General features: G+C 72.4%; 29 protein-coding genes. 10 read left to right on the top strand and 19 right to left on the bottom strand.

Features of this window, described 5'->3' with window-relative positions; genetic code table 11:
• Window positions 1-130: 130 nt before the first annotated feature.
• Complete coding sequence (locus CXR44_RS28620; protein ID WP_101789248.1) at window positions 131-658, top strand: hypothetical protein; 528 nt, start codon at window positions 131-133, stop codon at window positions 656-658.
• Between the two features lie 174 nt (window positions 659-832).
• On the opposite strand, the gene CXR44_RS28615 is transcribed toward CXR44_RS28620, so the two are convergent.
• The 7 genes from CXR44_RS28615 to CXR44_RS28585 form a co-directional block, all read right to left on the bottom strand.
• The gene (locus CXR44_RS28615; RefSeq protein WP_101789247.1) at window positions 833-1,909 is read right to left on the bottom strand and encodes an SPFH domain-containing protein; all 1,077 of its coding nucleotides are present in this window, start codon (window positions 1,907-1,909) and stop codon (window positions 833-835) included.
• A 2-nt stretch (window positions 1,910-1,911) separates the two neighbouring features.
• On the bottom strand, window positions 1,912-2,343 hold the full coding sequence (locus CXR44_RS28610; protein WP_101789246.1) for an NfeD family protein: 432 nt from the start codon (window positions 2,341-2,343) through the stop codon (window positions 1,912-1,914).
• Window positions 2,344-2,418: 75 nt separating this feature from the next.
• The gene (locus CXR44_RS28605; RefSeq protein ID WP_245899501.1) at window positions 2,419-3,573 is read right to left on the bottom strand and encodes a L,D-transpeptidase; all 1,155 of its coding nucleotides are present in this window, start codon (window positions 3,571-3,573) and stop codon (window positions 2,419-2,421) included.
• A 123-nt stretch (window positions 3,574-3,696) separates the two neighbouring features.
• A complete protein-coding gene (fahA, locus tag CXR44_RS28600; RefSeq protein WP_101789244.1) occupies window positions 3,697-4,800 on the bottom strand; it encodes a fumarylacetoacetase in 1,104 nt (367 codons plus the stop codon).
• Complete coding sequence (locus CXR44_RS28595; RefSeq protein ID WP_101789243.1) at window positions 4,797-5,576, bottom strand: hypothetical protein; 780 nt, start codon at window positions 5,574-5,576, stop codon at window positions 4,797-4,799. Before CXR44_RS28595 ends, fahA begins: the two co-directional genes overlap by 4 nt.
• Entirely contained in the window at window positions 5,573-6,742 is a 1,170-nt protein-coding gene (locus tag CXR44_RS28590) for a homogentisate 1,2-dioxygenase (protein ID WP_101789242.1), read from the bottom strand. Before CXR44_RS28590 ends, CXR44_RS28595 begins: the two co-directional genes overlap by 4 nt.
• 80 nt (window positions 6,743-6,822) lie before the next feature.
• Window positions 6,823-7,452, bottom strand: a complete 630-nt coding sequence (locus tag CXR44_RS28585) for an IclR family transcriptional regulator (protein WP_101789241.1) — start codon at window positions 7,450-7,452, stop codon at window positions 6,823-6,825.
• 84 nt (window positions 7,453-7,536) lie between these two features.
• On the opposite strand from CXR44_RS28585, the gene CXR44_RS28580 reads away from it, so the two are divergent.
• The 3 genes from CXR44_RS28580 to CXR44_RS28570 all read left to right on the top strand — a co-directional run bounded on the left by CXR44_RS28580 (window position 7,537) and on the right by CXR44_RS28570 (window position 10,005).
• Window positions 7,537-8,247 carry a hypothetical protein gene (locus CXR44_RS28580; RefSeq protein ID WP_101789240.1) on the top strand — a complete coding sequence of 237 codons (711 nt, stop codon included), beginning with the start codon at window positions 7,537-7,539 and terminating at the stop codon, window positions 8,245-8,247.
• Between the two features lie 39 nt (window positions 8,248-8,286).
• A complete protein-coding gene (locus tag CXR44_RS28575) occupies window positions 8,287-9,414 on the top strand; it encodes an NAD(P)/FAD-dependent oxidoreductase (protein ID WP_101789239.1) in 1,128 nt (375 codons plus the stop codon).
• A 99-nt stretch (window positions 9,415-9,513) separates the two neighbouring features.
• Window positions 9,514-10,005: a hypothetical protein gene (locus tag CXR44_RS28570; protein ID WP_101789238.1), complete on the top strand. Its 492-nt coding sequence runs from the start codon at window positions 9,514-9,516 to the stop codon at window positions 10,003-10,005.
• Here CXR44_RS28570 and CXR44_RS28565 read toward each other — a convergent pair.
• Window positions 9,997-11,256: an MFS transporter gene (locus CXR44_RS28565; RefSeq protein ID WP_101789237.1), complete on the bottom strand. Its 1,260-nt coding sequence runs from the start codon at window positions 11,254-11,256 to the stop codon at window positions 9,997-9,999. The genes CXR44_RS28570 and CXR44_RS28565 overlap by 9 nt on opposite strands.
• A 251-nt stretch (window positions 11,257-11,507) precedes the next feature.
• Between CXR44_RS28565 and CXR44_RS28560 the strand changes: the two genes are divergently transcribed.
• On the top strand, window positions 11,508-12,773 hold the full coding sequence (locus CXR44_RS28560) for a hypothetical protein (protein ID WP_144070115.1): 1,266 nt from the start codon (window positions 11,508-11,510) through the stop codon (window positions 12,771-12,773).
• Window positions 12,774-12,883: 110 nt separating this feature from the next.
• On the opposite strand, the gene CXR44_RS28555 is transcribed toward CXR44_RS28560, so the two are convergent.
• Window positions 12,884-13,480, bottom strand: a complete 597-nt coding sequence (locus CXR44_RS28555) for a TetR/AcrR family transcriptional regulator (protein WP_101789235.1) — start codon at window positions 13,478-13,480, stop codon at window positions 12,884-12,886.
• A gap of 149 nt (window positions 13,481-13,629) precedes the next feature.
• Here CXR44_RS28555 and CXR44_RS28550 point away from each other — a divergent pair, with 149 nt between their 5' ends.
• Window positions 13,630-14,523, top strand: a complete 894-nt coding sequence (locus CXR44_RS28550; protein WP_101789234.1) for a haloalkane dehalogenase — start codon at window positions 13,630-13,632, stop codon at window positions 14,521-14,523.
• Between the two features lie 57 nt (window positions 14,524-14,580).
• On the opposite strand, the gene CXR44_RS28545 is transcribed toward CXR44_RS28550, so the two are convergent.
• Both CXR44_RS28545 and CXR44_RS28540 read right to left on the bottom strand, forming a co-directional pair.
• The gene (locus tag CXR44_RS28545) at window positions 14,581-15,090 is read right to left on the bottom strand and encodes a GNAT family N-acetyltransferase (protein ID WP_101789233.1); all 510 of its coding nucleotides are present in this window, start codon (window positions 15,088-15,090) and stop codon (window positions 14,581-14,583) included.
• Between the two features lie 170 nt (window positions 15,091-15,260).
• Window positions 15,261-15,461, bottom strand: a complete 201-nt coding sequence (locus tag CXR44_RS28540) for an EF-hand domain-containing protein (RefSeq protein ID WP_101789232.1) — start codon at window positions 15,459-15,461, stop codon at window positions 15,261-15,263.
• 200 nt (window positions 15,462-15,661) lie between these two features.
• Between CXR44_RS28540 and CXR44_RS28535 the strand changes: the two genes are divergently transcribed.
• On the top strand, window positions 15,662-17,332 hold the full coding sequence (locus tag CXR44_RS28535) for an alpha-amylase family protein (protein ID WP_101789231.1): 1,671 nt from the start codon (window positions 15,662-15,664) through the stop codon (window positions 17,330-17,332).
• Between the two features lie 4 nt (window positions 17,333-17,336).
• Here CXR44_RS28535 and CXR44_RS28530 read toward each other — a convergent pair whose 3' ends face one another.
• The 5 genes from CXR44_RS28530 to CXR44_RS28510 all read right to left on the bottom strand — a co-directional run bounded on the left by CXR44_RS28530 (window position 17,337) and on the right by CXR44_RS28510 (window position 21,733).
• Window positions 17,337-17,729 (bottom strand): VOC family protein, encoded by a 393-nt coding sequence (locus CXR44_RS28530; RefSeq protein WP_101789324.1) that lies wholly within the window; start codon window positions 17,727-17,729, stop codon window positions 17,337-17,339.
• 82 nt (window positions 17,730-17,811) lie between these two features.
• Complete coding sequence (locus CXR44_RS28525; RefSeq protein WP_101789230.1) at window positions 17,812-18,552, bottom strand: cytochrome d ubiquinol oxidase subunit II; 741 nt, start codon at window positions 18,550-18,552, stop codon at window positions 17,812-17,814.
• A gap of 10 nt (window positions 18,553-18,562) precedes the next feature.
• A complete protein-coding gene (locus CXR44_RS28520) occupies window positions 18,563-19,813 on the bottom strand; it encodes a cytochrome ubiquinol oxidase subunit I (RefSeq protein WP_101789229.1) in 1,251 nt (416 codons plus the stop codon).
• 107 nt (window positions 19,814-19,920) lie between these two features.
• Complete coding sequence (locus CXR44_RS28515) at window positions 19,921-20,589, bottom strand: response regulator (protein WP_101789228.1); 669 nt, start codon at window positions 20,587-20,589, stop codon at window positions 19,921-19,923.
• 10 nt (window positions 20,590-20,599) lie between these two features.
• The gene (locus tag CXR44_RS28510) at window positions 20,600-21,733 is read right to left on the bottom strand and encodes a sensor histidine kinase (RefSeq protein WP_101789227.1); all 1,134 of its coding nucleotides are present in this window, start codon (window positions 21,731-21,733) and stop codon (window positions 20,600-20,602) included.
• Between the two features lie 78 nt (window positions 21,734-21,811).
• Between CXR44_RS28510 and CXR44_RS28505 the strand changes: the two genes are divergently transcribed.
• A complete protein-coding gene (locus tag CXR44_RS28505; protein ID WP_101789226.1) occupies window positions 21,812-22,024 on the top strand; it encodes a hypothetical protein in 213 nt (70 codons plus the stop codon).
• A gap of 12 nt (window positions 22,025-22,036) precedes the next feature.
• Here the strand turns inward: CXR44_RS28505 and CXR44_RS28500 are convergent, their stop codons facing one another.
• Window positions 22,037-23,053 (bottom strand): fatty acid desaturase family protein, encoded by a 1,017-nt coding sequence (locus CXR44_RS28500; protein ID WP_101789225.1) that lies wholly within the window; start codon window positions 23,051-23,053, stop codon window positions 22,037-22,039.
• A gap of 114 nt (window positions 23,054-23,167) precedes the next feature.
• Between CXR44_RS28500 and CXR44_RS28495 the strand changes: the two genes are divergently transcribed.
• Both CXR44_RS28495 and CXR44_RS28490 read left to right on the top strand, forming a co-directional pair.
• On the top strand, window positions 23,168-24,055 hold the full coding sequence (locus CXR44_RS28495) for a phosphotransferase family protein (RefSeq protein WP_101789224.1): 888 nt from the start codon (window positions 23,168-23,170) through the stop codon (window positions 24,053-24,055).
• Between the two features lie 135 nt (window positions 24,056-24,190).
• A complete protein-coding gene (locus tag CXR44_RS28490) occupies window positions 24,191-24,694 on the top strand; it encodes a GNAT family N-acetyltransferase (RefSeq protein WP_101789223.1) in 504 nt (167 codons plus the stop codon).
• Between the two features lie 149 nt (window positions 24,695-24,843).
• Here CXR44_RS28490 and CXR44_RS28485 read toward each other — a convergent pair whose 3' ends face one another.
• Entirely contained in the window at window positions 24,844-25,056 is a 213-nt protein-coding gene (locus tag CXR44_RS28485) for a hypothetical protein (RefSeq protein ID WP_101789222.1), read from the bottom strand.
• Window positions 25,057-25,150: 94 nt separating this feature from the next.
• Window positions 25,151-25,480, bottom strand: a complete 330-nt coding sequence (locus CXR44_RS28480) for a DUF3140 domain-containing protein (RefSeq protein WP_101789221.1) — start codon at window positions 25,478-25,480, stop codon at window positions 25,151-25,153.
• Window positions 25,481-25,483 lie beyond the last annotated feature (3 nt).

Here is a 25,483-nt window from a genome sequence, read left to right as displayed (position 1 = left end):
GGGTGCGATGCATATGCGGTGCCACGCCCTTCAAGGTGTGGTCCACGCCCCGCAATGCGGGCAACCATGCCAAGGCCGTCGTGACCTGGGCGACCGGTCACGCTCGGTGCGGCAAGAGCGAGGAGGAGTCATGAGCACGTGGGATTTCCGCGTCACGCTCAATCGAGCGCCCACAGACCAGGAGGCCGATCTTCTCTACGAGGCGGGGCTGGATGACTGCGCCGTGGCGGGCGGACCGGACGGCAGCACCTTTCTCATGTGCGACCGCGAATCAGGCAGCCTGCTTGAGGCCATCATGTCCGTGCTCGTCCAGATCCGGAGCGTGGACGGGCTGTGGGCCATCGGCGTGGACCACGACGACGCGGTGACGCTGGGCGACGCGGCGCGGCGGCACGGCAAGCGGACACAGGCCAGCCTTCGCCAGCTCGCGAACGGCCAGCGGGGCCCCGGAGGGTTCCCGCCGCCGCTCGTCGAGGCCGACAACATCAGCGTCTACTCGTGGGGTGAGATCTCCACCTGGCTGCGGACCGCGATGGGCGACGACATCCCGGAGGTCAACCGCGACATCGCGCTGGCCGACGCGGCCGTCAAACTGGCCTGCCGGGCCAGGGCGACGCACCGGGAGGACCAGGTGCGTCGCCTGCTCGAAGTCGCCTGACCAGCCCTCCTGCCCGGCCCTCCTGTCCAGCCCTCCTGTCCAGCCCTCCTGCCCAGGCCGTGTGACCCAGGCCGCCTGCCCAGGCCGCTGTGCCCTGGCCGCCGACCAGCGCGCCTGAGCAGGTCGCCTGGCCCGGGTCGTCCGAGGCGGGTCGCCTGTGCGGCCCTCGCGGGGTCAGCGTTCCCGGGGTGACCTGTCCCGATCCTCGGTCAGGGTGGCGAGGGGGTCGGGGGTGGACTGGGTGAGCTGGCGGGGGCCGTTGGGGCTCTCGGCCTCCTGGGCGTCCGCCACCGCCTCGGCCGCCGCCTCCGCGGCCTTGGCGATCTCCTCGTCCATCTCCGCGCTCTGCGGGATCTCCTCGCGGGTGGCCGGTGACGGCGGCAGGGCCTCGGTGAACGCCTTGGAGACGCCCTGCAGCGCCGAGGTGACCTCGCTCGGGATCACCCAGAACGTGTTGCCGGAGCCCTGGGCGAGCTGCGGCAGCACCTGGAGATACTGGTAGGCCAGCAGCTTCGGGTCGGGGTCGTTGCGGTGGACGGCCTGGAAGACCTGGTCGATGGCCCTTGACTGGCCCTCGGCCTCCAGGATGGCGGCGGAGCGCTGGCCCTCGGCCCGCAGGATGCGGCTCTGCTTGTCACCCTCGGCGGTGAGGATCTGCGACTGGCGCTGGCCCTCGGCGGTGAGGATGGCGGCGCGCTTGTCACGCTCTGCCCGCATCTGCTTCTCCATCGCGTCCTTGATGGTCTTGGGCGGGTCGATGGCCTTGATCTCGACGCGGTTGACGCGGATGCCCCACTTGCCGGTCGCCTCGTCGAGCACGCCGCGCAGCTGGCTGTTGATGGTGTCGCGCGAGGTCAGCGTCTTCTCCAGGTCCATGGAGCCGACCACGTTGCGCAGCGTGGTGACGGTGAGCTGCTCGACCGCCTGGATGTAGTTGGCGATCTCGTAGGCCGCGGCGCGCGGGTCGGTCACCTGGAAGTAGAGCACCGTGTCGATCTCGACGACCAGGTTGTCCTCGGTGATGACGGGCTGCGGGCGGAAGGAGACCACCTGCTCGCGCAGGTCGATCATCGGGTAGACGCGGTCGATGTAGGGAATGACGAAGTTGAGGCCCGGCTTCAGCGTCCGGTGGTAGCGGCCCAGCCGCTCGACGTTGCGGGCGCGTGCCTGCGGCACGATCCGCACGGCCTTGAGCACGGTGAACACGGCGAAGAGGATGACGAAGAGCCCGACCAGCAACAGCGGATCCATGTTCACTCCCTGGGATAGACGAGGGCGGTGGCCCCTTCGATCTCGATGACGTCGACGGTCGCCCCTGTGGGGATCACCAGGCTCTCGTCATAGGCGCGCGCCGACCACTCCTCGCCGCCGATGCGGATCCTGCCGTCGCGCCCGGTCACCTCCGACACCACGTAGGCGGGCTTGCCCACGAGGGCCTCCACGCCGAAGCGGCTGAGCTGCGGCTGGCGGATGTGCCGCAGGGCGAGCGGTCGCACCACGAACAGGCCCGCGGTCGAGGACAGGCCGAAGACGAGCAACTGCAGGGGGACCGGCAACCCGATGGCGGCGCCCGCCGCCGTGAGGAGCGCGGCGACACCGAGCATCCCGAGTGATGCGGTGAGGGTGAAGATCTCCGCCACGCCGAGGACGAGCGCGAGGATCACCCAGATGACCCATTCATCCATGCTCCGGCCCTCCTCTTAGGACAACGGGCCCAGGTGCCTGATTAGTTCCTCTCCACCCACACCGTAGCCGCCGATTCAGCGCTGGGGCAGGGGCTGCGCCGGCGTGCCTGTCGCGGGCGCCGGGCGACGCAGGGCGCTGCCCTTCAGCCACTCCTCCCACGACAGCTGCCAGTAGCCCCAGCCGTTGTGCCACTCGAGCTCGCGGTCGGTGCCGGTGATCGTCACGGGGTCGCCGCGCAGCGATCCGGCGTAGAACCAGGCCGCCTGGTCCGGCCGGGAGTTGATGCAGCCGTGGCTGACGTTGACCCGGCCCTGGGCCCACACGTTGTCCTTGGCGTGGACGTACTCGCCGCTGTCGGAGATGCGGACCGCGTGGTCGATCAGCAGGTCGTAGTAGCCGGGGTCGCCCTTGCTGCGGCCGGGGGAGATCATGCGGACCGGGTTGCCCTTGTCCATGGTCAGGTGGACGCCGCTGGTCGTGGTGTATTCGTGGGTGGTGCCCATGCCGGCGCTGATGGCCATGCGTTGCGCGACCCGGCCGTCGCGCCGGACCGTCATCTGGTGGGTGCGGGTGTCGACGGTGCTGGTCTGGGCGCGTCCGACGGTGAAGCTGAGCAGGTGGTCGGCGGTGCCGTACACGCCCGGGGCGGCGCGGACGCCGGCCAGGTGGGCGACGACCGTGACCCGCTGCCTGGCGGGCCAGAACTCCTTGGTGCGGTAGATCGCCCGGGTGTCGTCGATCCACCGCCAGGCGCCCTCGACCGGCCGCTCGGCCCGCACCTCCAGGGCTCGTTCGACGGCCGCCCTGTCACGCACCGGCGTGTCGAACGTGAGGATGATCGGCATGCCCACGCCCACGGTCTCGCCGGGCAGCGGCACGGCCGAGGCCACCCGGAAGGTGCGCTGCGCGGTGCGGGTGCGGAAACGGCCCACGGCCACCGCGGAGGGGGCGCCGGGGCGGGTGGCGGTGGCCGTCACCGTGTGCTCCGTGCCGGGCCGCAGCGTCCAGTCGGAGCGCCAGGTGGTGCGGGCCGCGTCGAGCCGGCCGGGCACCGGCCGGCCCTCGGCGTAGGCGAGCACGCTGCCGAGCGTGCCGCCGCGGGCCCGGACCACCAGCCCGCGGTCGGTGCGGGCGTTCTTGCCGTCGAAGGCGGGCCACACCTGCACGGACGGCGGCGCGGGCGCCGGCGCCCGCGCGGTCACCGAGCCGCAGCCGGCCGTGAGGAACACGCTCAGAACGGTGACTACAAGGGCACAGTGAACACTCACCGTGGCGCGCCGCATCTCACTCCTGCTCTCCGGGAAGGGGAGTCCAGAGTATCGGGGAGTCACGACACAAGCACGCTCGGTGATCTACACGATGGTCCCCGACACCTCTCCCAGCGTGATGTCGCCGGCCGTGGCGCGCAGGGTCACGGTGTCGCCGTCCTCCAGGAACGTCCTGGTCTCGCCGCTCGACAGCTTGACCGGTTCGGTGCCGTTCCAGGTGATCTCGATGAGGGAGCCGCGCTCCTCGCGCCGCGGACCCGAGATCGTGCCGCTGGCGAACAGGTCGCCGACGCGCAGCGAGGCGCCGTTCACGGTCAGGTGGGCGAGCATCTGGTCCGGCGTCCAGTACATGGTGGAGTACGGCGGGCGCGAGACGACCTCGTCGTTGATCCGCACCTCGACCTCGATGTCCAGCCCCCAGTCGGCCCGCCTGCGCAGGTAGCCGAGGGGCTCGGGGTCCTGCGGCGGCCCGGGCACGCGGGGCAGCGCCTCCAGCGGTGTCACCCACGGCGAGATCGACGTGGCGAACGACTTGCCGAGGAACGGCCCGAGCGGTACGTACTCCCAGGCCTGGATGTCGCGCGCGCTCCAGTCGTTGAGCAGCGTCACCCCGAACACGTGGTCCTCGAACGCGCCCGCCGAGGTGCCCAGCCTGGTCGGCGTGCCCACCACGAACCCCAGTTCGGCCTCGATGTCCAGCTTGCCGGACGGCCCGAACACCCCGGCCCTGACCTGGCCGCGCGGCCGGCTGATCGGCGTGCCGGACACCACGACCGTGCCCGCCCGGCCGTGGTAGCCGACCGGGAGGTGCCGCCAGTTGGGCAGCAGCGGCTCGGAGTCGGGCCGGAACATCCTGCCGATGTTGGAGGCGTGGTCGAGCGAGCAGTAGAAGTCGACGTAGTCGGCCACCTCGAACGGCAGATGCATCGTCACCTGGTCCAGCGGGACGAGGTGGGACTCGACGACGGACAGGTCGGTGGTCAGCTTCTCCTGCAGCAGTGCCCTGGTGTCGTGCCAGGCGCTGCGCCCGCGCGCCATGAACGGGTTGAGCGAGGGTGCGGCGAACACCTCGTCGTGCAGCGCGGCCGCCAGGTCGAGCACCCGGTCGCCGTAGCGCACCCCCACCCGGGGCGCCTGCCCCTGGCGGGAGAACACCCCGTAGGGCAGGTTGTCCACTCCCCAGCTCACGCGTCCTCCTCGATCAGCCGGAGTTCGGTCAGGTCGGCCACCGGCGTGGTGGTGCTGCACGAGCCGTAGCTCACCAGCAGTTCGCGGGCGCGCTTGGCGGTGTCGGCGGGCACCGAGCGCGCGTGCTGCACCAGCCGGCGGGCGTCGGTGGTGCGCAGCACGGGCGCGGGGTCGCGCTGCTCGACGGCCTCGCAGACGGCCAGCACGAGATTGAGGAACCCGTGCCGGTCGACGCCCAGCGACGGGTCGAAGTGGCGTACGGCGTGGTGCAGTCCCGCGGTGGCCTTGAACGGGATCTCCCTGTCGGCGCACGACCGGATGAACGCCGCCAGGTGCTCGACAGCCGGGAACGCGTCGCCGGTCAGTCCGCCGCACCGCACCTTGAGCCCGACGCCCTCCGGCACGTCACCGGGGGCCGGGCCCGCCGGCACCTCCACGAACAGGCGGACCCCGGCCGGCAGCCGCCCGGCCAGGCGCCCGGCCACGACCGACACGGGCGTGTCGTCCGCCGGCCGCATCTCGACCAGGTCGACCGGCAGGTCGTCGAAGGACGGCACCTCGGGCGTGTCCACGATGAGGCCGATGCGCCGGGGCACGAAGTCCTCGCGGCGCAGCCCGTCGAGGCGGCCGGCGGGGCACAGGAAGCGATGGGTCAGCACCTTGTGGCCCCGCTCCTGGTCGCGCCGGTGGCGGGCCAGCGCTTCGTCCATGTGCAGGGACGTCGGCGGGAACAGGCCCGCGTCGTCCACCAGGGCGGTGAAGAGGATGGCGCTCATCGTGACCAGGTCCAGGCGTAACCGGGATCCTCGCAGGCCAGTGCGGCCGGTCCGAGGTCGAGCGGGCGGAACGTGTCGACCATCACCGCCATCTCGCTGGTCGTGGTGACGCCGCGGCCGACCGCGTCGATGACCGCCTCGACCGCGCCGGGCTGCGGCCCGTGGGTGAACCCGGCCGGGTGCAGCGAGACCGACCCGACGTCGATGCCGGAGCCCTTGCGCGCGGAGTAGTCGCCGCCCACGTAGAACATGAACTCGTCGGAGTCGACGTTGTGGTGGTTGTAGGGGATCGGCACCGAGTCGGGGTGGAAGTCCAGCGGGCGCGGGCAGAACGAGCAGACGACGAAGCCGGGGCCCTCGAACGTCTGGTGGACGGGCGGCGGCGCGTGCGTCTTCTTCACGATCGGCTCGAAGTCCTCGATGTTGAAGGCGTACGGGTAGAGGCAGCCGTCCCAGCCGACCACGTCGAACGGATGGTTGCGGTAGACGAGCCGGGTCAGCCCGCCACGGGTGCGCACCAGCACCGGCACCTCCTCGCCCTCCACGGTGAACGGCTCGGCGGGCGCCCGCAGGTCGCGCTCGCAGTAGGGGGCGTGCTCCAGGAACTGGCCGTACTGCGACAGGTAGCGCTTGGGCGGCCGGATGTGCCCGGCGGCCTCGATGACGAGCGCGTTGACCGGCGCGTCGGGCACCCAGCGGTGGATGGTGCCGGTGGGGATGACGACGTAGTCGCCGGGGCCCGCCTCGATCACGCCGTACGTGGACTCGAACCTGGCCCGCCCGCTCTGGACGTAGACGCACTCGTCGCCCATCGAGTTGCGGTAGAGCTCGCTGGGCCGGTCGGTGGTGGCGTACGACAACCGGACGTCGCCGTTGCCGGCCAGCGGCATGCGGCCGGACACCAGGTCGCCGGCGCTGCGCAGGTCCTGGGTGCGGAAGTGCCGCGGGGAGAGCGGCACGTTGGGCTCCAGACGCGTCTCGGCGGCCGGGGCGACGGCCTCGGCCTTGACGATCGCGGTCGGGAGGTGGCGGTGGTACAGCAGGGAGGCGTCGGACGAGAAGCCCTCCTCGCCCATCAGCTCCTCGGCGTACAGCCCGCCGTCGGGTCGCCTGAACTGGACGTGGCGCTTGCGGGGCACCTCGCCCACGACGCGGTAGTACGGCATCCGCCCTCCCCAGCAGTGTCCGCTTATCGGACGCTAGTGTCCTCTATATGGGAATACCGTCGTCCATCAGGTGTTCCCTGTCAACCCAGCGCGGCGGTCAGCTGCTCGGCCGCCTCCACCACGCGCGGGCCCGCCGTCTCGTCGAGCGGACCGAACGTCACCACCCCCACCGACGCCTCCAGCCACGGCAGCCCGGCCACCGGAGCGGCGATGCCCCGGGCTCCCTCCTGCAACTGCCCCTCCGTCACGAGATAGTCCGTCCGGCCGTCACGCAGCGCCAGGATCGCCCGCCCGGCCGCGCCCCTGGCCAGTGGATGGCGCGAGCCCTCCCGGTAGGCGACGTGCATGTGCGTCCACGTCGGCTCGACCACCGCCACGGCCAGCCCGTCGTCGCCCTCCGCCACGGTCAGGTGCGCGGTCGCCCCCACCTGCTCGGCCAGCCGGCGCAGCACGGGCAGCGCGGCCGCGCGCAGCAGCGGCTGCACGGCCTGCGCCAGCACCAGCACCCCGAACCCGAGGTGCACCCGCCCCTCGGCGTCCCGCCGGGCGAACCCCTCGCTCGTCAACGTGGTCAGCAGCCGGTAGACCACCGGCCGGCTCAGCGACAGCTCGCTGCTCAGCTCGGTCGGGGTGCGCCCGCCCTTGCCGTCGGCGAGCAGTCTCAGCAGGCGGAGCCCGCGCTCCAGCGTCTGGGCGGATTCGGCCGTCATGCATCGATTATCTATGGGTGCACCCGAGGTGACCCTCCGCGGCGATGAGGGTACGTAGCTGGGAGGTTCGACCGAGGGGTATGGATGCGGACACTCCTGATCGCCGCGCTGGTCGTGTGCGCCATGATTCCCGTGCTGCCCCCCGTCCGGGAGCAGATGTCCGGACACGCCCGCGAGGCCCGAGCCGACCTGTCCGGCGTCCACGTGGCGGGTGATGCGGGCATCCACGTGTCCGGCGAGACCAGCCTGCGCGAGCCGCGGGCGGCGGACGACGAGCCGGAGCCGCCGCCCGCGCACGTGGTGGTCGACACCTTCTACGTCACCGTGGGCATCGAGGTGAAGGACCGCCTCCTGCCGTACGAGGACGACGTCGCCATCGAGCCCACCCGGCTGGCACCCGGCGTTGAGCTCGACGGGCAGGGCAACCTGCGCGGCAAGCCCCGGATCCCCGGATCCTTCACCGAGCCGGTCCGGCTGTGCGACAGCGCCAAGTGCGTCGAGCAGCCCGTCACGCTGCTGGTCTACGACTACGTGAGCTGGCGGCCCCGCCAGCTCACCTTCCCCGGGCGGGTGGGGGTGCGGCTCGACGGCCACATCGGCGTCGAGGGCGGCCCGGCCGGCGTGCCGCCCACGTTCACCGTGACGAACGCGCGCACGCTGCCCCGCGGCGTCTCCATCGGCCCCGACGGCCAGGTCGGCGGCATCCCGGCCGCCACGGGCGTGTCCCGGGTGCCGGTGCGCATCTGCGTGGCGGGCAACTGCTCGGGCGTGGTGGTGACGCTGTTCATCGCCTGACCCTTGCGGCAGGGGGCGGGTTACGGTCACCTTGGACCCATGAAATCGGTCATTGTGGTCGGAGCGGGCATCTGGGGATCGTCGCTGGCGTTGCGGCTGGCGGACACCGGCTGGCAGGTCACGCTGGTCGAGCGGCACCAGCCCGGCCACGTCCGGCAGGCCAGCGCGGGGGAGACCCGGCTGCTGCGCTGCTCCCACGGCGCCGACGACTGGTACGCGCGGATGGCGTGGCGGGCGCGGGAGGGCTGGCGGCGGCTGGGCGAACGGGCCGGCGAGGAGCTGTACCACGAGGCGGGCATGATGTGGTTCGCCGGCACGCCGGACGGCTGGGAGAGCGACAGCGCCCGGGTGCTGAAGAACCTGGACATCCCGTGCGAGGTGCTGGACCCGGCCGACGGCGCCCGCTTCTTCCCCGAGTTCCGGGGCGACGACCTCAGCTTCCTGCTCTGGGAGCCGCACGCCGGAGTGCTCCGCGCCCGGCGGGCCACCCAGGTGACCGCCCGGCTCGCGGTCGCGGCCGGGGTCAGGCTGGTGCGGGCCCGCGCCGTGCCCGTGCCGGGAGCGGACGCGCCGTACGGGTGCGCGGTGGACGTCGGCGGTGAGGTGCTGCGGGCCGACCGGGTGGTGTGGGCGTGCGGCGCGTGGCTGCCCGAGCTGTTCGACCTGCCGCTGACCGTGACCAAGCAGGACACGCTGCACTTCGCCGTGCCCGCCGCCTGGACCACGCCGGGCACGCCCGCCTGGGTCGACTACGGGGCCTCCGCCTACGGGCACGGCGACGTGGACGGGGCCGGCGCGAAGGCCACCTCCGACGCCGAGGGCCGGCCGTACGAGCCGGAGCACGGCGAGCGCGTCGTCGACGCCGAGAGCGTGGAGCGGATCAGGGCTTACCTGCGGCGCCGGTTCCCCTCGCTGGCGACGGCTCCGGTGCTGTTCAGCCAGGTCTGCCAGTATCCGCTTACCCCCGACGCCGAGTGGATCATCGCGGAGGCCTCGCCCGGCGTGTGGCTGCTCGGCGGCGACTCCGGGCACGGCTTCAAGCACGCCCCGGAGCTCGCCGCGTACGTGGCGGGGGTGCTCGACGGCGAGCACCAGCCGGAGGCCCGCTTCGGGCGGCACGAGCGGCTGCCGTCACGGGGGCTGCGGACGAGCGGAGAGGTCCGGTAGGGCCTGCCTCACCGGGCATCCGGGGGACGGCGGGCATGTCCTGGCGGGCTGATCGGCGCAGACTTCTGCCGTAGCCGACCGACTCACCGGGAGCCCGCCATGATCACGCACGCCCCCTCCGCCGCCACCGCCCAGGCGGACCCGCCGCCCGTCGTGCGCACCGCCGCCATGCTGTGGCTGTTCGCCGTGGCGGCAGGCGCGTTCGAGGCCACGCTGATGGTGACGGGGGCGCTGGCCGACGGCGCCGCCCTCGGCGGGCTGCTGCCCGGCATCGCCTTCCGCCTGGCCGTCTTCACCGCGGCCGTCCTGCTGGCGCTGCGGATGCGGGCCGGCGCCGGCTGGGCGCGCTGGACGCTCGCCGTCACCCTGGGCGTGTTCGGCACGCTGTCGCTGGTGGTCGAGCCGGCCCGGTGGCTGCTCGACGGAGGGTCGGTGGCGGCGGCGCTGGCCGAGGCGGGGGTCGTGGACCTGGTGTTCATGGCCAGCCGGTCGCTGCACCTGCTGGCCGTGCTGGGCGCGGTGACGCTGATGTTCCAGCCGCGGTCCAACGCCTACTTCCGCGACCGGGCCGCGCTGGGCGCGTCAGCCTGACGCGGGCGCGGACGCGGGGGAGGCAGCCACGGGAGCGCGCAGGTTGCGCACCCCTGGGGACAGCAGCGCCGCCAACGTGGACACGACGACGAGGACGCCGCAGCCGAGCAGCGCCGTCCGGGTGCCCGCGAGCTGCGCCACCGGCCCGGCCAGCATGAGCCCGATCGGCCCGAACATCAGCGACCCCAGCGCGTCGTACGAGCTGACCCGCGACAGCGACTCCGCCGGCACCTCCCGCTGCATGGTCGTCTGCCACAGCACGCCGAAGACGTCGAAGCAGACGCCCAGCACGAACGCCGCCGCCACGATCGCCCACAGCGGCGCCGCCAGGCCGAGCAGCAGGTACGGCAGCGCGGAGGGCAGGCACAGCAGCACCGCGACGAAGATCGGGCGGGCGGGTCGCACGCGCAGCGACACGATCACCCCGGCCATCGTGCCGACGGCCTCGCCGGCCAGGAACGCCGACCAGGCCGGCGCCCCGCCCAGGCTCTCCTTGGCGATGAGGGGCCCGAGCACCCCGTGACCGGCCTGGATGGCCATCACCATGATGGAGAACTGGGCGACCACCACCCAGATCCACTGCCGCGAGGAGAACTCCCGCCAGCCCTCGCGCAGGTCGCCCAGCACCGAGTGCCGCTCGGCGGCGGGTCGCTCCGCCCGGGTCAGCCGCAGCGCCGCGATCAGCACCCCGGCGACCGCGAACATCGCGGCGCTGGCCACCAGCGCCCATCCGCCGCCCACCAGGATCACCGTGGCCCCGCCCAGCACCGCCCCGGCCACCCGCGAGCTGTTGGCGCCGAGGCCGAGCAGCGCGTTGCCGGTCTGCAACCGGTCGGCCGGCACCACCTCGGGGATGATGCCGGTCAGCGCCGGGTACATCACCGCCATGCCGAGGCCGCTGACGGCCGCGGCCGCGGCCATGACCGGCAGCGGGGTCCATCCGGTGAGCAGCATCGTGCCGAGCGCGGCGAAGGCGAGCGCGTTGACCAGCTCGCTCACCGTCATCACCCGGTGCCGCGGGAACCGGTCCGCGATCACCCCGCCGACCAGCATGAACAGCACCATCGGCAGCGCCTCGGCGGTGAGCACGACCGAGAGCGTGGTGGCGTCGGCGCCGGGCAGGTCGAGGATGCCGAACGCGAGCGCCACCGGCGCGAACGCGGTGCCCAGGACCGAGATCGTCCGAGCCGCGAGCAGCAGCGCGAACCGCCGATCCCGCAACAGCCCGACATCGCGCAGAAAACCATGCACCGAGCAACCCCCTGAACCCGCCAAACGGGCTCATTCTGCCGGTACGGTGCGCGATTGTCGCCTGAATATCCGGGGACGGCCGTCGGAATATCCGGGGTGACAGCCCCGCCCACTGCGGGTCAGAGCGACCTGACCAAAGCCTTCGATTTCATTGAACAGCACTGATCGTCCGGATATTGTGCTAAATGCCCGACGATCACCCCCTCGAAGTAAGGCGCCCGATGCGACTGCGGCAGATCTTCGTCCTAGGCGTGACCCTTTCCCTGCTCGGCATCGCCGCCCCCGCCTCGGCTCAGGACGATCCGCGGAGCTGCAACGACGAGCTTCCCGCCGGCACTCCGTCGTACGTGACCTGCCGCTGGCTGAACACGCCCGAGGAGGCGCTGAACGCCGTCCAGTTCTGGATGCAGAACGACGGCGAGAACATGGAGGCGGCCGCCCCGATCCCGCCGATCCTCATCGACTGCGCCGAGGACGGCAACGAGTGCACTCCCGCCGCCCCCGGCCCCGGCGACGGTGACGGCGAGCTGCACGACGTCGGCGAGCCCGACGTCGAGGGCGCCGAGGACGGCGGCACGCCCGAGTGCGCCGCCGGCGAGGATTGCTACGTCAACCCGCACGGCCTCACCCAGGCCCAGGTGTCGGAGGCGGAGAAGACGGCCGCCGGGCAGGCCGTGAAGACCGCGGCCGCCGCCGGCCTGCGCGTCTGGGTGGACACCGAGCTCTCCGACGACTGGAAGGCGGGCAAGCTGCCCGAGGCGGCCAGGAAGGTCGCCGCCGTCGCCGCGCAGGAGGGCGTCGTGGGCGTGCGGTTCGCCCGGCAGCTCGGCGTCGGCCAGACGTTCCAGAACGCCGACGAGATGGACAAGTTCGTCACCGAGGCCACGGCCGAGCTGCGCAAGCTGCTGCCGGGTCGCAAGCTGGCGGCGCACACGGTCGTGCCGGTGTTCGGCTGCGGGGCCGAGGAGGCCTGCAAGACCGCGGTGACCGCCAAGTACCCGCTGCTCGACCCCGACCGCATCGGCGCCTGGCTGGCCAAGGGCCTCATCGACCAGCTCGCACTCGACAGCGGCCACCTGGCCACCACGTACACCCCCTGGAAGATCGACGCCGCCACGGCGCAGCGCAACCAGTGGCTGCAGGTCCGCGCCCGCGCCTGGGACGCCTACGGCCACCTCACCGCCGAGGACGCCGGCTTCGCCGCCGCCGGCGGCTCGCAGCTCACCGCCGAGCAGGTCACCAAGGCCGTCACCGAGCGCGTCGCCACGCCGCTGCAGGACGACGCCGCCGAGACCGTCACCCTGTGGAGCCGCTGGCAGAACGCCGAGGGTCAGGTCAGCCGGATGTACGGCGAGAAGTGGGCGGCCAACGCCACCTGGGACCAGTTCAAGAAGCTCACCGAGATCCGCCCCCGCCTGGCCACCGTCTACGACCCCGCCCACCCGGAGACCGACGCCGCCACCGACCTGAAGGCCCTGTCGGAGGTCTTCGGCCAGGTGTACGTCCACACCGCCTGACGCCCGCGCCCGACCCGCGCTCCGCGCCCGCGATCCGCAGGCCCCGCCCCGCCCCGGCCTTCCGGGGCGGGGCGGCGCGCGTTCACGGGTCGGCGGCGGGCGTTCGCGGGTCAGCGGCCGCCGGGCGGGCGGCCGAGGGAGGGAAGGGCGCTGACGATCACTTTGCGCATGTGGACGGCGTCGGGCAGGGGGAGGTGCACCATCAGCCGGTGGAAGATCGGCCCGTACAGCAGGTCCATGGTGATGTCCAGGTCGACGTCATGCGGGACCTGTTCCAGTTCCTGAGCCCTGCGCAGGCGGTCCTGGAACTCGTCGATGCGCGGTCTGAGCCACTGACAATGGAGGCGCCCGGCCAGGGCGGGGTCGTGCTGAGCCTCGGTGAGCACGCCGATGAAGGCTGACCGCACGCGCGGCGCCTGCAGCATGTCGATGACCCCCATGAGCTGCGTGTGCAGGTCCGCGGCCAGGTCTCCGGTATCGGGGAAGGCCGTGGGGAGCAGTGAGGCCTCGTGGACGGCCTCCAGGACGACCGCCCCCTTGGACGGCCACCACCGGTAGATCGTCTTCTTGCTCACGCCCGCACGCGCGGCGATGCCCTCCACCGTCGCCTGCGCGTATCCCTGCTCGGCGCACAGGTCGAGGGCGGCCTCGAGGGTGGCGCGGTGGCTCTTTTCGCTGCGGCGCTCGGGATTGGGCGGCTTCATCATGGCCCCAGGGTATCGGAGACACGCAACGTGTCGTGTTGACAGTGATATCCGCTGAGGAGATACTTCCGTTGCGACACGCCACGTATCGTGTCGATTTCCCCGAGGAGTCCTCCCATGCCGACATCGGCATCCGCGCGAAAGGACACGCCATGCCCGTCACCGCTGTTCTCGACTCCTACCTCGCCCACGTCGAAACCGGGACCGGCGAGCAGCCGGTGGTGTTCCTGCACGGCAGCCCCACCTCCTCCCACCTCTGGCGCAACGTCGTCCCGCATGTGGCCGGGCAGGCCAGAATCCTGGCGCCGGACCTGATCGGCATGGGCGCATCCGGCAAACCCGACATCGCCTACCGCTTCGCCGACCACGCCCGCTACCTGGACGCCTGGTTCGAGGCCCTGGAACTGGACCAGGTCGTCCTGGTCGGCCACGACTGGGGCGGCTCGCTGGGCATGGACTGGGCCGCCCGTCACCCTGGCCGCACCCGCGGCATCGCCGTGCTGGAGACCTTCCTGCGCCCGCAGATGTGGGACGAACTGCCGCCCGACGTGGCCGAGCACTCCCGCGCCCTGCGCACCCCCGGCCTCGGCGAACGGCTGCTGCTGGAGGACAACGCCGCCATCGAGTACGCCCTGCCGCACCCGTTCGCCATCAAGTCCGGCCTCAGCGGCCAGGACCACGACGTCTACCGCGCCCCGTACCCCGACCCCGCCTCACGACGACCTCTGCTGCAGTGGCCCCGCGAGATCCCCTTCGACCGCGAGCCCGCCGACGTCGCCGAGCGCATGGACGCCTACGGCAGATGGCTCGCCGACAGCCCCGAGGTGCCCAAACTGCTGCTCACCGTCGAGGACGGCGTCGGCATCGCGGCCCCCGAGATCGTCGACTGGGCCCGTCGCACCGCCGCCGCGCTGGAGGTCGAAGGGATCGGCCCCGCCGGCCACCAGGCGCCCGAGGACCAGCCCGACGCCATCGGCCGCGCCATCTCCCGCTGGCTGGACCGCCACCACCTCACCACGCCGCACCCGGCCCCGGCCCGCCCCTGAACACCTCGATCCGGGGCCGGGGCCGGGGTCACTGGTAGCGCGCCGGGGCCGGGGCCGCTAGTCGCGGGCCGGCGGCGCGGCGTCGTACCTGGCCGTGCCCTGCTCCGCGTCGGTGTGCGTCCGGTGGAAGCCGGCCTTCTCCAGGACGCGGATCGACGGCGGGTTGGACAGCTCGACGGTGGCGTGGACACCGCGGACGTCCGGCGCCGTGAAGGCGAACGCGGTCAGGGCCCGGGCCGCCTCGGGGGCGTAACCGCGCCCGCGGCGGGAGGCCACGACGCCGTAGCCGAGCTCGACCGCGCCGTCGGACGGCGGCCAGAACAGGCCGATCGACCCGACCACCAGGCCGCTGTCGCGCTCGACGATCTGCCGGTGCCCGTACGGGCCGAGCCAGGCGGGGTGGTCGGCGAACAGCCCGGCGATGACGTGGTCGCCCTCGGCGGGGAAGTCGGCGGCCCAGTGCGCCGGCCGGGCGCCGTCGAGAACGGCGGCGACCTCGTCGGGGGTCCACGACCGCAGGACGAGGCGGTCGGTGATCAGGTCGGCGGTGGAGACGGAAGAGGACATCAAGGCTCCTGGTCGTTCGGGGTGACCGGGCCGCGCCGAGAAGCTTCAGGCTCGCGCGACCCGGGGAAGGGCATGCTGAAGACGGCTGTCGGCAGCCATATTCATCAACCTCCCTCTGCCCATGATCAGGAATCGGTCCGCCCGAGACTCTAGCATCCCGGGCGCCCGCCTCAGTCCCGCAGGAACGAGCCGAACTCCTCCAGGTCGATCAGCCCGTCGCCGTCCTGGTCGAGCCTGGCCACCCCGGCCTGGGCGCGCTCCAGCGTGATGGGCTGCCCGAGGGCCTCCATCAGCCGGACCAGTTCCTCGGCCGAGATGCGGCCGTCCTTGTCGGCGTCGATCAGGTCGAAGGTGATGGCGTGGTCGCTCATGATCGCCCTTCCGCGGGGGGTCGTGTCGGTCAGACCTTAGTGGTGTTCTGCCACAGCGCGATGATGACTGCCCGCAAAACCGGACATGTAGCACGCCCCGCATCGCGGTGACGGAGGCACGCCGCGGGAAACGCGGCGGGGCACGGGTTCGTGGCCCTCGGGCCCGGCATGCGAGCGCCCCCGCTGGGTAGCGGGTCGCGATGCGACCTACCTACACGTCGGATCTGTGGTGGAAGAACGCGGTCATCTACTGCCTGGACGTGGAGACGTTCAAGGACGGGAACGGCGACGGGATCGGCGACTTCCGCGGCCTGACCCAGGAGATCGACTATCTCGCCGGGCTCGGCGTGACGTGCCTGTGGCTGATGCCGTTCTACCCGACGCCGGGCAAGGACGACGGCTACGACGTCACCGACTTCTACAGCGTCGACCCCCGGCTCGGGACGCTCGGTGACTTCGTGGAGTTCATGCGGACCGCGCACGACCGCGGGCTGCGCGTCATCGCGGACCTGGTCGTCAACCACACCTCGGACCAGCACCCGTGGTTCCTGGAGGCCCGCTCCCGCAGGGAGTCGCCGCTGCGCGACTGGTACGTCTGGTCGGACGTGCCGGAGCCGGACGACAAGAGCCAGATCGTCTTCCCCGACAAGGAGGACAGCGTCTGGGAGTTCGACGAGAAGACGGGGCAGTACTACCTGCACAGCTTCTACCGCCACCAGCCGGACCTGAACGTCGCCAACCCGGCCGTCCGCGACGAGATCACCCGGGTGCTCGGGTTCTGGATGGAGCTGGGGCTGTCGGGGTTCCGGGTGGACGCGGTGCCGTTCCTCATCGAGAACGTCGATCCGGAGCTGGCCGACCCGCACGACTTCCTGGCCGACCTGCGGGCGTTCATGACGCGGCGCAAGGGCGACTCGGTCCTGCTCGGCGAGGTCAACGTGCCGTACGAGGACCTGGTGACCTACTTCGGCGACGGGCTCGGCGACCAGGTCACCATGTGCTTCGACTTCATCGGCATGCAGCGCGCCTGGCTGTCGCTGGCCCGGGGCGACGCCGGACCGCTGGCCTCGGCGCTCAGGGAACGGCCCAAGCCGCCCAAGGACTGCCAGTGGGCCACGTTCCTGCGCAACCACGACGAGCTGACCCTGGACAAGCTCACCGAGGAGGAACGGCAGGAGGTCTTCCGGGCGTTCGGCCCGGAGAAGTCCATGCAGGTGTTCGGCCGGGGGCTGCGCCGCAGGCTGCCGCCGATGCTGGGCGGCGACCTGCGGTGGATCAAGATGGCCTACAGCCTGCTGTTCTCCCTGCCGGGCACGCCGGTGCTGTTCTACGGCGAGGAGATCGGCCTCGGCGAGAACCTGGAGGCGGAGGGGCGGATGGCCGTCCGGGTGCCGATGCAGTGGGCGCCCGAGGGCGGGTTCGGCCGGGGCGAGCCCGAGCGGACCATGCCGGACGGCGCGTTCGGCCCGAAGCGGGTGAACGTGGCCGACCAGAAGCGCGACCCGGGCTCGCTGCTGCGGTGGATCCAGTTGCTGATCGAGCGCTACCGGGAGTGCCCCGAACTGGCGTGGGGCTCCTGCACGGTGCTCGACGCGGACCATCCGGCCGTGCTCGCGCACCGCTGCGACGCCGACGGCGCCACCGTGGTGATCCTGCACAACCTGTCGGACACCGCCCGGGAGGTCGGCCTGACGCTGGACGGCCTCGACGGCTGCCTGCTCACCGACCTCCTGGAGGACGGCACCACGCGCGTGCCGGACGGCGGGAAGGTGTCCCTGCACCTGGGCCCGCACGGCTGCCGCTGGCTGCGCGCCTCGGCGCCGGACGTGCCGCCGGAGGACGCCTCCGCCAAGTCGGAGCACTCCCGGTAGCGCGTCAGTCGCCCAGCTCCTCGAACAGGGTGAGCTGGAGTCCTGCCGGTCCCTCCAGGCGCGCGTTGAGCGAGTTCCACGGGGTGCGCGTCGGCTCGGCCACCACCGTCGCCCCGGCCGCGGCGAGCCGGGCCGTCGCCTCCGTGGAGTCGTCCACCTCGAACGCCACCCGGATGTGGCCCGCCACCCTGCGGCCCACCTCCACCTCGTCGATGAAGGCGGCGTGGGGCGGGTCGGTGATCTCCAGGGTGGCCCTGCCGGCCTCCAGGATCGTCACCCGGCCGCCCTCGGAGGAGAACGCGGCCCGCTGCGGCAGGCCCAGCGTGTCGCGGTAGAAGGCCAGCGCCTGCTCGTAGTCCTCGGCCGTCACGACCAGCCGTAGTTCGCGTACCGTCATGCCGGTCACAGCGCCCGCCCCGGCGCGACGCATTCCCGGGGCGGGCGCGCAGAGGTAGGACGGGCCGGTCACGCGGTGCCGCTCACAGGTAGGACGGGCCGGTCACGCGGTGCCGGAACGTCCACCACACCCACGCCTGCGCGGCGACCAGCAGCGGGAGCAGCGTGAGGATCACCGGTGTCAGGAGCGACGCCGTGGGCCCCGCGTCGAGCGGGAGCCGCGTCCCGGCCAGCACGCCGATCACCATGAGCGCGCCGGCGGTGAGGGCGTAGGTGCGGGCCTCGCCGGCGCCGCCGGACAGCACGGCCGCGCGCCGGCGCAGCTCGCCGCGCAGCCGCAGGGTGGCGAAGGCCAGCCCGTGCACGGCGAACAGCGCGGACAGCACCAGCGCGGGCAGCGCGGCGATGGGACCGCTCAGGCCGAGCAGCACGTGGCCGAGCAGGGCGCCCCAGCTCAGCGCCAGACCCCAGCTCCCGGCGACGACGGCGCCGTCCCAGCACAGCCGCCAGCGCTCGCCCGGCAGGCGCCCGCGCAGCCACAGCCCCACGTCCCGCACCACCCACGACACCAGCAGGACGACCACCGGCCCGTAGTTGCCGTGCAACAGCTCGGCCTCCAGCTCGGGGAACATCCCGGCGAGCACACCGGCGGTGGCGACCAGCCACACCTCGTTGCCGAGGAAGAACGGCGCGATGGCGGCGATCACCTCGCGCCGCTCGCCGCCGGAGCGGCCCAGGTACGGCAGCAGCATGCCGACCCCGATGTCGGCCCCGGCCAGCACGAGGTAGCCGAGCGTGAAGAAGGCCAGGATGAAGATCTCCATGACGGGCTCCTCAGAAGGTCAGGGCGGGGGAGGGGACGTCGATCGGGCGGTCGCCCAACGCCACCGCGTCGGGCCCGCGGCGGGCGGCCCTCGCCAGCAGCCAGGAGTTGACGACGATGAGCACGGCGAACACCGTCACGAACGCGGCCAGCGAGAACCGCACCTGGCCGCCGGTGACCGGTGACATCGCCTCGGCCGTGGTCAGCAGGCCGTACACGGCCCAGGGCTGGCGGCCCATCTCGCGGAAGATCCAGCCGGAGATCATGGCGACGAACGGCAGCGGGATCGTCGCGGTCAGCAGCCAGTGCCACAGCCGGAAGCCGTGCGCCGCCGGCCGGGCCAGCATGAGCAGGAAGCTCCCCCCGTAGAAGAACATCAGCACGGCGAAGGCCAGCATCATCGTCATGCCGCCGGCCTGCACCCACGCGACCGGCGGCAGGTAGTCGCCAGGGCCGTGCGCGGCGACCATCTCCGCCTGGGCCGCGGCCAGCCCGGAGACGTCACGCGTCCACGCGGCCGCCTTGGCGGGCTGCAGCGTCTGGAAGCCGAGACCGCCGAACGTGGCCGTGAACAGCGTCGCGGGCAGCGCCACCGCGATCCCGATCCGCAGCGACTTGCGGAAGAAGTCCTGCTCACGGGAGCGTCGCCGCAGGTGGTAGGCGCTCACCCCGGCCATGAAGACCCCGCCCACGATCATCGCGCCGCCGAGCACGTGGAAGAAGGCGACCTGGGCGGCGGGGTTGGCCACCAGCGCGCCGAAGTCGGTCATCCGCAGCCGGTCGCCGTCCACGACGTACCCGACGGGGTTCTGCAGGAAGCCGTTGGAGACGAGGATCCAGAACGCCGAGGCGTAGGCCGTCAGCGCGACCACCCAGATCACCGCCAGGTGGGCCCACCGGTTGAGCTTGTTCCAGCCGAAGATCCACAGGCCGAGGAAGGTTGACTCGACGAAGAAGGCGACCAGCGTCTCCAGCGCCAGCGCGGCGCCGAACAGGTTGCCCGCGTACTCCGTCAGCCCGCTCCACGACAGCCCGAGCTGGAACTCCATCACGAGGCCGGTGACGATGCCCATGGCGTAGTTGATGATGTAGAGCTGGCCCCAGAACCTCGTCATCCGCTCGTGGACGGGGCTGCCGGTGATCGTCGCCCAGGTCTGGACGGCGACCACCAGCGTGACGAGGCCCAGCGTCAGCGCGACGAACAGGAAGTGCGCCCCGGCGGTGAGCGCGAACTGCAGGCGGGCGAGGTCCACGGTTTCCATGCCACAGAGCCTCGGGCTACGGTCCGCTCCGCCGCGTCAGCCCGCAGCGGGCATCCGGCGTACGACTCCGGTCTCATCCGGCCGCCGGGTGTACATCCCCGGACGTATCAGGAGCCGAGCCAGCCCGGGGTGATCATGCCGGCCTCGTAGGCGAACACCACGAGCTGGGCCCGGTCGCGGGCGCCCAGTTTGGTCATGATGCGGCTGACGTGCGTCTTGGCCGTGGCGGGGCTGAGCACGAGCCGCTCGGCGATCTCGTCGTTGGACAGGCCGCCCGCGACGAGCGTCATGACCTCCCGCTCGCGCTCCGTCAGCGCGTTGAGCCGGGGGCTCGGGTCGGGCCGCTTGACCCGGCCGGCGAACTCCGCGATCAGCCGGCGCGTGATCGACGGCGCGATGAGCGCGTCGCCCCTGGCCACCACGCGGACGGCGTGGATCAGCTCGGCCGGCTCGGTGTCCTTGACGAGGAAGCCGCCCGCGCCGGAGCGCAGCGCGCCGTAGACGTAGTCGTCGAGGTCGAACGTGGTCAGGATGATCACCTTGACGCCGTCGAGCCGGGGGTCGGCGACGATCCGGCGGGTCGCCTCCAGGCCGTCCAGCTCGGGCATGCGGATGTCCATGAGGATCACGTCGGGGCGCGACTCGCGGGCCTTGGCCACGGCCTGCTCGCCGTTGGCGGCCTCGGCCACCACCTCGATGTCGTCCTCGTCGCTGAGGATGGACCGGAATCCGGCGCGGACGAGGGTCTGGTCGTCGGCGAGCAGTACGCGGATCATCGGACTCCGATCACTGGGGGCGTGCGGGGGCGGGCAGGGGGAGGTCGGCGACGACGCGGAAGCCGCCCTCGGGGCGGGGGCCCGCCTCCAGGGTGCCGCCGAGCGCCAGGGCACGCTCGCGCATGCCGCGCACCCCGTAGCCGCTCCCTTCGGTGTACGACGCTCCGGGGCCGTCATCCTCCACCCTGATCACGATATGTCCGGACTCGCTGGTGACGCTCAGCGTGGCCCGGTCGGTGCCCGAGTGCCGCGAGACGTTCGTCAACGCCTCGCGGATGATGCGGGCCGCCGCCAGGTCCACCTCGGTCGGCACCGCGTCGAGCGGCCCGGACACCTCGGTCGTCACCCGCAGGCCCGTCGCCGCCACCAGCGCGTCGAGCCGGGCCAGGCTGTCGCTGGGCGCCGTCGGCGCGTCCTCGTCCACCTGACGCAGCACGCCGAGCGTGGTGCGCAGCTCCCGCAGCGTCTCCTTGCTGGTGTCCTTGATGGTGCGCAGCGCCGCCTCCGCCTTCTCGGGACGCCGGTGCAGGCCGTGCAGCGCGGCGGCGGCCTGGACATTGATCATCGAGATGTTGTGCCCGACCACGTCGTGCAGCTCCCGGGCGATCCGCAGCCGTTCCTCGCTCGCCCGCCGCCTGGCCTCCTCCTCCTTGGTGTGCTCGGCGTCGAGCGCACGCCGCTCGGCCTCCTGGAGGTAGGCGCGGCGGTTGCGGGTGACCCCGCCGAAGGCGATGCAGGCCACGATCCAGCCGGTGACGGCCACGAACATGCTGTCGTCCACGTGCCGGACCTCGCCGGTCTCGCCGATGGCCATGGCCAGCAGCGAGACGGCGCCGGCGGCGATGGCGGCGACGAGGTGACCCCGGTCGGCGGCGGTGTAGAGGGCGAGGAAGGACAGGACGATCAGCGGGCCGTCGTACCCGGCGAACCGGTAGTAGACGTCGACCGCCGCCACCACGGTGATGAGCGCCGCCAGGGGGAAGCGCTCGCGCAGCAGCGTGCCTGCCGCCGCCACCAGCGGCAGGACGACGTCGAGGGCGTTCGGGACGCGGTGCGGCGTGAACAGCGAGGCGACGACCGTGCCGGCCAGCACGACGACGACCGCGGCGAACGAGATGACCGTGGTGGCCGGCACCCTGCGCATGCGCCCATTGTGCCCGGGCTGTCGCAGCGTTGTTCCCGGGGCGGGTGCGCCCGGCCCACTCGTGGGTAGGGGCCGGGAATGAGCACAGATGATGAGCTGCGACAGGTCGAAGAGGACCTGGCCAGGTTGCGGGCCCAGAACAAGGAGGTCCGCGAGCAGATCGGGGACATCGGCGCCACCGACCCGATCGAGGTCGGCGCGATGATCGCGATGGCCGACGAGCAGGAGCAGTTGATCGCCGACCTGGAACGGCGCCGTGACCAGCTGCAGCGACGGCTCGCCCAGAGCTGAGTCCGCCTCCGGTCAGGCGCGCAGCACCGCGCCCACCTCGTGCAGGTGCCGCAGCGCTTGGCCGTACGAGTCGATCAGCCCTGTCTGCAGGTAGCTGACGCCGATCTCCTCGCAGTAACGCTGGACGATCGGCTGTGCCCGTCGCAGGTTGGGCGCCGGCATGTTCGGGAACAGGTGGTGCTCGATCTGGTAGTTGAGCTGGCCCAGCAGCACGTCGGTGAACAGCCCGCCCCGCACGTTGCGCGACGTCAGCACCTGCTTGCGAAGGAAGTCGAGCTTGTCGTCCTTGGTCAGGACCGGCATGCCCTTGTGGTTGGGCGCGAACGTGGCGCCCAGGTAGACGCCGAACAGGCCCTGGTGCACCACCAGGAACACCAGCGCCTTGTCCCACGGCAGCACGGCGAGGACCGCGCCCAGGTAGAGCGCGAAGTGCGTGACCAGCAGCGCCCCCTCCACCGGCCGGCGCTTCGTCGTGGGGTCGGCCAGCGCCTTGAAGCTGGCGACGTGCAGGTGCCAGGCCTCCAGCGTGAGCAGCGGGAAGAACAGGAACGCCTGCCACCTGGCGACGAACCGCGGCAGGCCGCTGCTCCGCCTCGCCTGGTCGGTGGACCAGACGATCACCGCCGGGGACACGTCGGGGTCGTGGTCCTCGTGGTTGGGGTTGGCGTGGTGGCGGTTGTGCTTGGTGTTCCACCAGCCCCAGCCGAGGCCGATGCCGAGGTTCCCGATCAGCAGCCCGACCACGTCGCTCGGCCGACGGGTCCGGAAGACCTGCCGGTGTCCGAGGTCGTGGGCCAGGAACCCGATCTGAGCGAAGATCACGGCGAGTGGCACGGCCACGAGGACCTGAAGCCACGAGTCGCCGACCCACCAGAAGAGCGCCCAGCAGCCGGCGTAGGCCGCCAGGACCAGGCTCAGCCGTACCGCGTAGTAGACGGGGCGCCGGTCGAGCAGACCGGCGTCGTTGATCTTCCTGGCCAGCCGGGCGAAGTCGCTGCCTCGGGCCTCCAGCGTGACGGGCTCTGCCACTGGTCTCCTTCACGTCGCGATGTGGTGCGCTGTCCCCCCAACCCTGGCGCATTCTCCCCGCCCGCGGTAGCTCGCCACGAGCATGGGCCACGGTGGGTCGCTAGGCTGTCGGTCATGATCATCGGGGAGGAGCCGTTCGTCGCGGCGGCGTTCGGGGTGGCGGCCGAGCTCTGGGGCGTCACGGGTCCGGCCGAGCGGTTGAGCGGAGGCGAGGAGTCGGCCGCCTACCGGCTGGGCGACCACGTGGTCAGGATAGGCCCGGCGGGTCAGGACCCGGTCGAGGCGCGGTGGTGCCACGCCCTCGTGCTCCCCGCCGTCCGCCTGCTGCCGGAGGCCGTGGCCCCCCTGCCCTGCGCGGCCGGCGCGACCCTCGTCCAGGTGGAGGGCCGCCCGGTGTCCGTCTGGCCGTACGTGGCGGGCGCCCGGCTCGACGACGAACCGTCCGCCGCCGAACTCGCGGGCGCCGCGGGGCTGCTCGCCCGTCTGCACCGTGCCCTGGCCGCCCTGCGCCCGCCGCCCCGCCCACGGCCCGCCTTCCAGGAGACCGGCCTGTACGGCGAGCCGCCCGCCGACGCGCCCGAGCTGGCCGACCCCGAGCTGGACCGGTGGCTGGCGGCCTTCCACGCCGCGCACCCCGGGCGGCACGCGCTGCACGGCGACTACCACACCGGCAACGTCCTGTTCCGGGACGGCGTCCCCGTCGCGGTGCTCGACTGGGACGAGGCGTTCACCGGCGCCCCGGAGGTGGAGCTGGCGGCCGCCGCGGCCGAGTGGGGCGACTACGAGTTCGGCCCGGCCCGGGAGTTCATGGCCGCCTACCACGAGGCCGGAGGCACGGCGGGCCGGCTCGACGACGAGACGCTGGCCCAGCTCGTCCGGCACAAGATCCGCCGCGAGTGCGCGTACTTCCACAAGGCGGCGGGCAGGGGCGACGCGCACGACGAGGACGCCCTCGCCTACCACCACTCCCGGCTCGCCCTGTTCCACGACCTGCGCCCCTGACCCTGCTGGTCGATGCGCAGGCGGTAGCCGTGGAGCCGGTCGGCCGGCGTGCGGTCACGCTCGTGGACCGTCACCCTGAGGCCCGTCTCGCGCAGCCCCCTGGGTCAGGTGCGGCCAGGCGCCTAGGATGCGGCCATGGCGTCAGACTTCACGATCCGCCGGGCCGGGCCCGCCGACAGCGTGGTGGTGGGCGACATCCACGCCACGACCTGGCTCGCGGCCTACGCGAGGTTCTTCGACCCCGAGTTCTGCGCGCGGGCGGCGGAGCAACGGCGCACCCGGTGGCACCGCGTGCTCGCCGAGACGACGGACACCGTGCTGCTCGCCTCGGCGGGGGAGCGGCCGCTCGCCTTCTCCCGCTTCGGCGCCTCGCCGCGGCGGCCCGGTGCCGCCGAGATCGTCGGCTTCTACAACCACCCGGACGGCTGGGGCACCGGCATCGCGGGCGCCCTCATGACGGCCACCCTCGCCGCGCTGCGCGACGAGGGGTACGGCCTGGCGCACCTGTGGACGCTGCGCGACACGCCGCAGGCGCGCCGCTTCTACGCCAAGTGCGGGCTCACCGAGTCGGGCGAGCGGCGCGTCGACGACTACGGCGGCACCGCGATCGACGAGGTCGAGTACGAGATCCGCCTCTGACGGGACGCGCCGGCGAGGCCCCGGACGACCCACGGGCGAGCCCACGGATGAGCCCACGGGCGACTCCACGGGCGACTCCACGGGCGACTCCACGGGCGACTCCACGGGCGAGCCCACGGGCGACTCCACGGGCGAGCCCGCGGTCCGGGTCAGGCGCCGCGCAGGCGGTCGAAGAGTCGCAGTGCGGCCTGCCGGACGTCGTCGGGCGCCAGCCCGTCGAGCGTCTGCCGGGCCTGGGCGGCGTCGCGGGTCGTGGCCAGGGTGATGGCCACGGACGCCGCCGCCGCGCGGTCCAGCGATCCCGCGGGTGCGGCGTCGGCCAATTCCTGGGCGCTGGCGGCGAGGTCGAGGTTGTCGGTCAACGGGCCTCCTCGGACGATGACGGCACGGCCCTGGTATCACCGGAGTCGTGCCCGATCCACCCATGGTGCCATCCGTGCCGCCGCGCCCCGGCGGTCAGGCGGCTCTCAGCGGGTCGTGGCCGACCGAGAGCTGCAGCCGGCGCGACTCGTCGTCCGTCCTGTCGCCGAGCGTCTCCACCAGGTCCACGACCTGGCGCATGGTCTCCAGGTCCTCCTTGGTCAGGTCCCCCTTGCGCTTGCTCAGCACGTGCAGCACGCCCCGGCCCAGCTCGTCCATGCCCAGGTCGGCCTCGGGCGGGAAGCCCTCCTCACCGGAGGCGTCGGCCAGCAGGTAGGCGCGCAGCTCCTCGGAGGTCATGTTCACCACCTGGTGGAACTCCTCCCAGAGCATGTCGGCGTCGAAGTCCTCGATTCCCGTGGTCATGAC

It is taken from the genome of Nonomuraea indica, from assembly GCF_002850745.1.
GTDB classification, from domain to species: Bacteria; Actinomycetota; Actinomycetes; order Streptosporangiales; family Streptosporangiaceae; genus Nonomuraea; species Nonomuraea indica.
Note: the sequence above shows the minus strand (reverse complement) of the source record. Positions and strands in the feature narration are given on the sequence as shown.

Bases quoted from the DNA above. Each gene is read 5' to 3' on its own strand.
- CXR44_RS28620 (WP_101789248.1), top strand. From the start codon at position 131: ATGAGCACGTGGGATTTCCGCGTCACGCTCAATCGAGCGCCCACAGAC.
- CXR44_RS28615 (WP_101789247.1), bottom strand. From the start codon at position 1,909: ATGGATCCGCTGTTGCTGGTCGGGCTCTTCGTCATCCTCTTCGCCGTG.
- CXR44_RS28610 (WP_101789246.1), bottom strand. From the start codon at position 2,343: ATGGATGAATGGGTCATCTGGGTGATCCTCGCGCTCGTCCTCGGCGTG.
- CXR44_RS28595 (WP_101789243.1), bottom strand. From the start codon at position 5,576: ATGAGCGCCATCCTCTTCACCGCCCTGGTGGACGACGCGGGCCTGTTC.
- CXR44_RS28590 (WP_101789242.1), bottom strand. From the start codon at position 6,742: ATGCCGTACTACCGCGTCGTGGGCGAGGTGCCCCGCAAGCGCCACGTC.
- CXR44_RS28585 (WP_101789241.1), bottom strand. From the start codon at position 7,452: ATGACGGCCGAATCCGCCCAGACGCTGGAGCGCGGGCTCCGCCTGCTG.
- CXR44_RS28580 (WP_101789240.1), top strand. From the start codon at position 7,537: ATGCGGACACTCCTGATCGCCGCGCTGGTCGTGTGCGCCATGATTCCC.
- CXR44_RS28575 (WP_101789239.1), top strand. From the start codon at position 8,287: ATGAAATCGGTCATTGTGGTCGGAGCGGGCATCTGGGGATCGTCGCTG.
- CXR44_RS28570 (WP_101789238.1), top strand. From the start codon at position 9,514: ATGATCACGCACGCCCCCTCCGCCGCCACCGCCCAGGCGGACCCGCCG.
- CXR44_RS28555 (WP_101789235.1), bottom strand. From the start codon at position 13,480: ATGATGAAGCCGCCCAATCCCGAGCGCCGCAGCGAAAAGAGCCACCGC.
- CXR44_RS28550 (WP_101789234.1), top strand. From the start codon at position 13,630: ATGCCCGTCACCGCTGTTCTCGACTCCTACCTCGCCCACGTCGAAACC.
- CXR44_RS28545 (WP_101789233.1), bottom strand. From the start codon at position 15,090: ATGTCCTCTTCCGTCTCCACCGCCGACCTGATCACCGACCGCCTCGTC.
- CXR44_RS28540 (WP_101789232.1), bottom strand. From the start codon at position 15,461: ATGAGCGACCACGCCATCACCTTCGACCTGATCGACGCCGACAAGGAC.
- CXR44_RS28535 (WP_101789231.1), top strand. From the start codon at position 15,662: ATGCGACCTACCTACACGTCGGATCTGTGGTGGAAGAACGCGGTCATC.
- CXR44_RS28530 (WP_101789324.1), bottom strand. From the start codon at position 17,729: ATGACGGTACGCGAACTACGGCTGGTCGTGACGGCCGAGGACTACGAG.
- CXR44_RS28525 (WP_101789230.1), bottom strand. From the start codon at position 18,552: ATGGAGATCTTCATCCTGGCCTTCTTCACGCTCGGCTACCTCGTGCTG.
- CXR44_RS28520 (WP_101789229.1), bottom strand. From the start codon at position 19,813: ATGGAAACCGTGGACCTCGCCCGCCTGCAGTTCGCGCTCACCGCCGGG.
- CXR44_RS28515 (WP_101789228.1), bottom strand. From the start codon at position 20,589: ATGATCCGCGTACTGCTCGCCGACGACCAGACCCTCGTCCGCGCCGGA.
- CXR44_RS28510 (WP_101789227.1), bottom strand. From the start codon at position 21,733: ATGCGCAGGGTGCCGGCCACCACGGTCATCTCGTTCGCCGCGGTCGTC.
- CXR44_RS28505 (WP_101789226.1), top strand. From the start codon at position 21,812: ATGAGCACAGATGATGAGCTGCGACAGGTCGAAGAGGACCTGGCCAGG.
- CXR44_RS28495 (WP_101789224.1), top strand. From the start codon at position 23,168: ATGATCATCGGGGAGGAGCCGTTCGTCGCGGCGGCGTTCGGGGTGGCG.
- CXR44_RS28490 (WP_101789223.1), top strand. From the start codon at position 24,191: ATGGCGTCAGACTTCACGATCCGCCGGGCCGGGCCCGCCGACAGCGTG.
- CXR44_RS28480 (WP_101789221.1), bottom strand. From the start codon at position 25,480: ATGACCACGGGAATCGAGGACTTCGACGCCGACATGCTCTGGGAGGAG.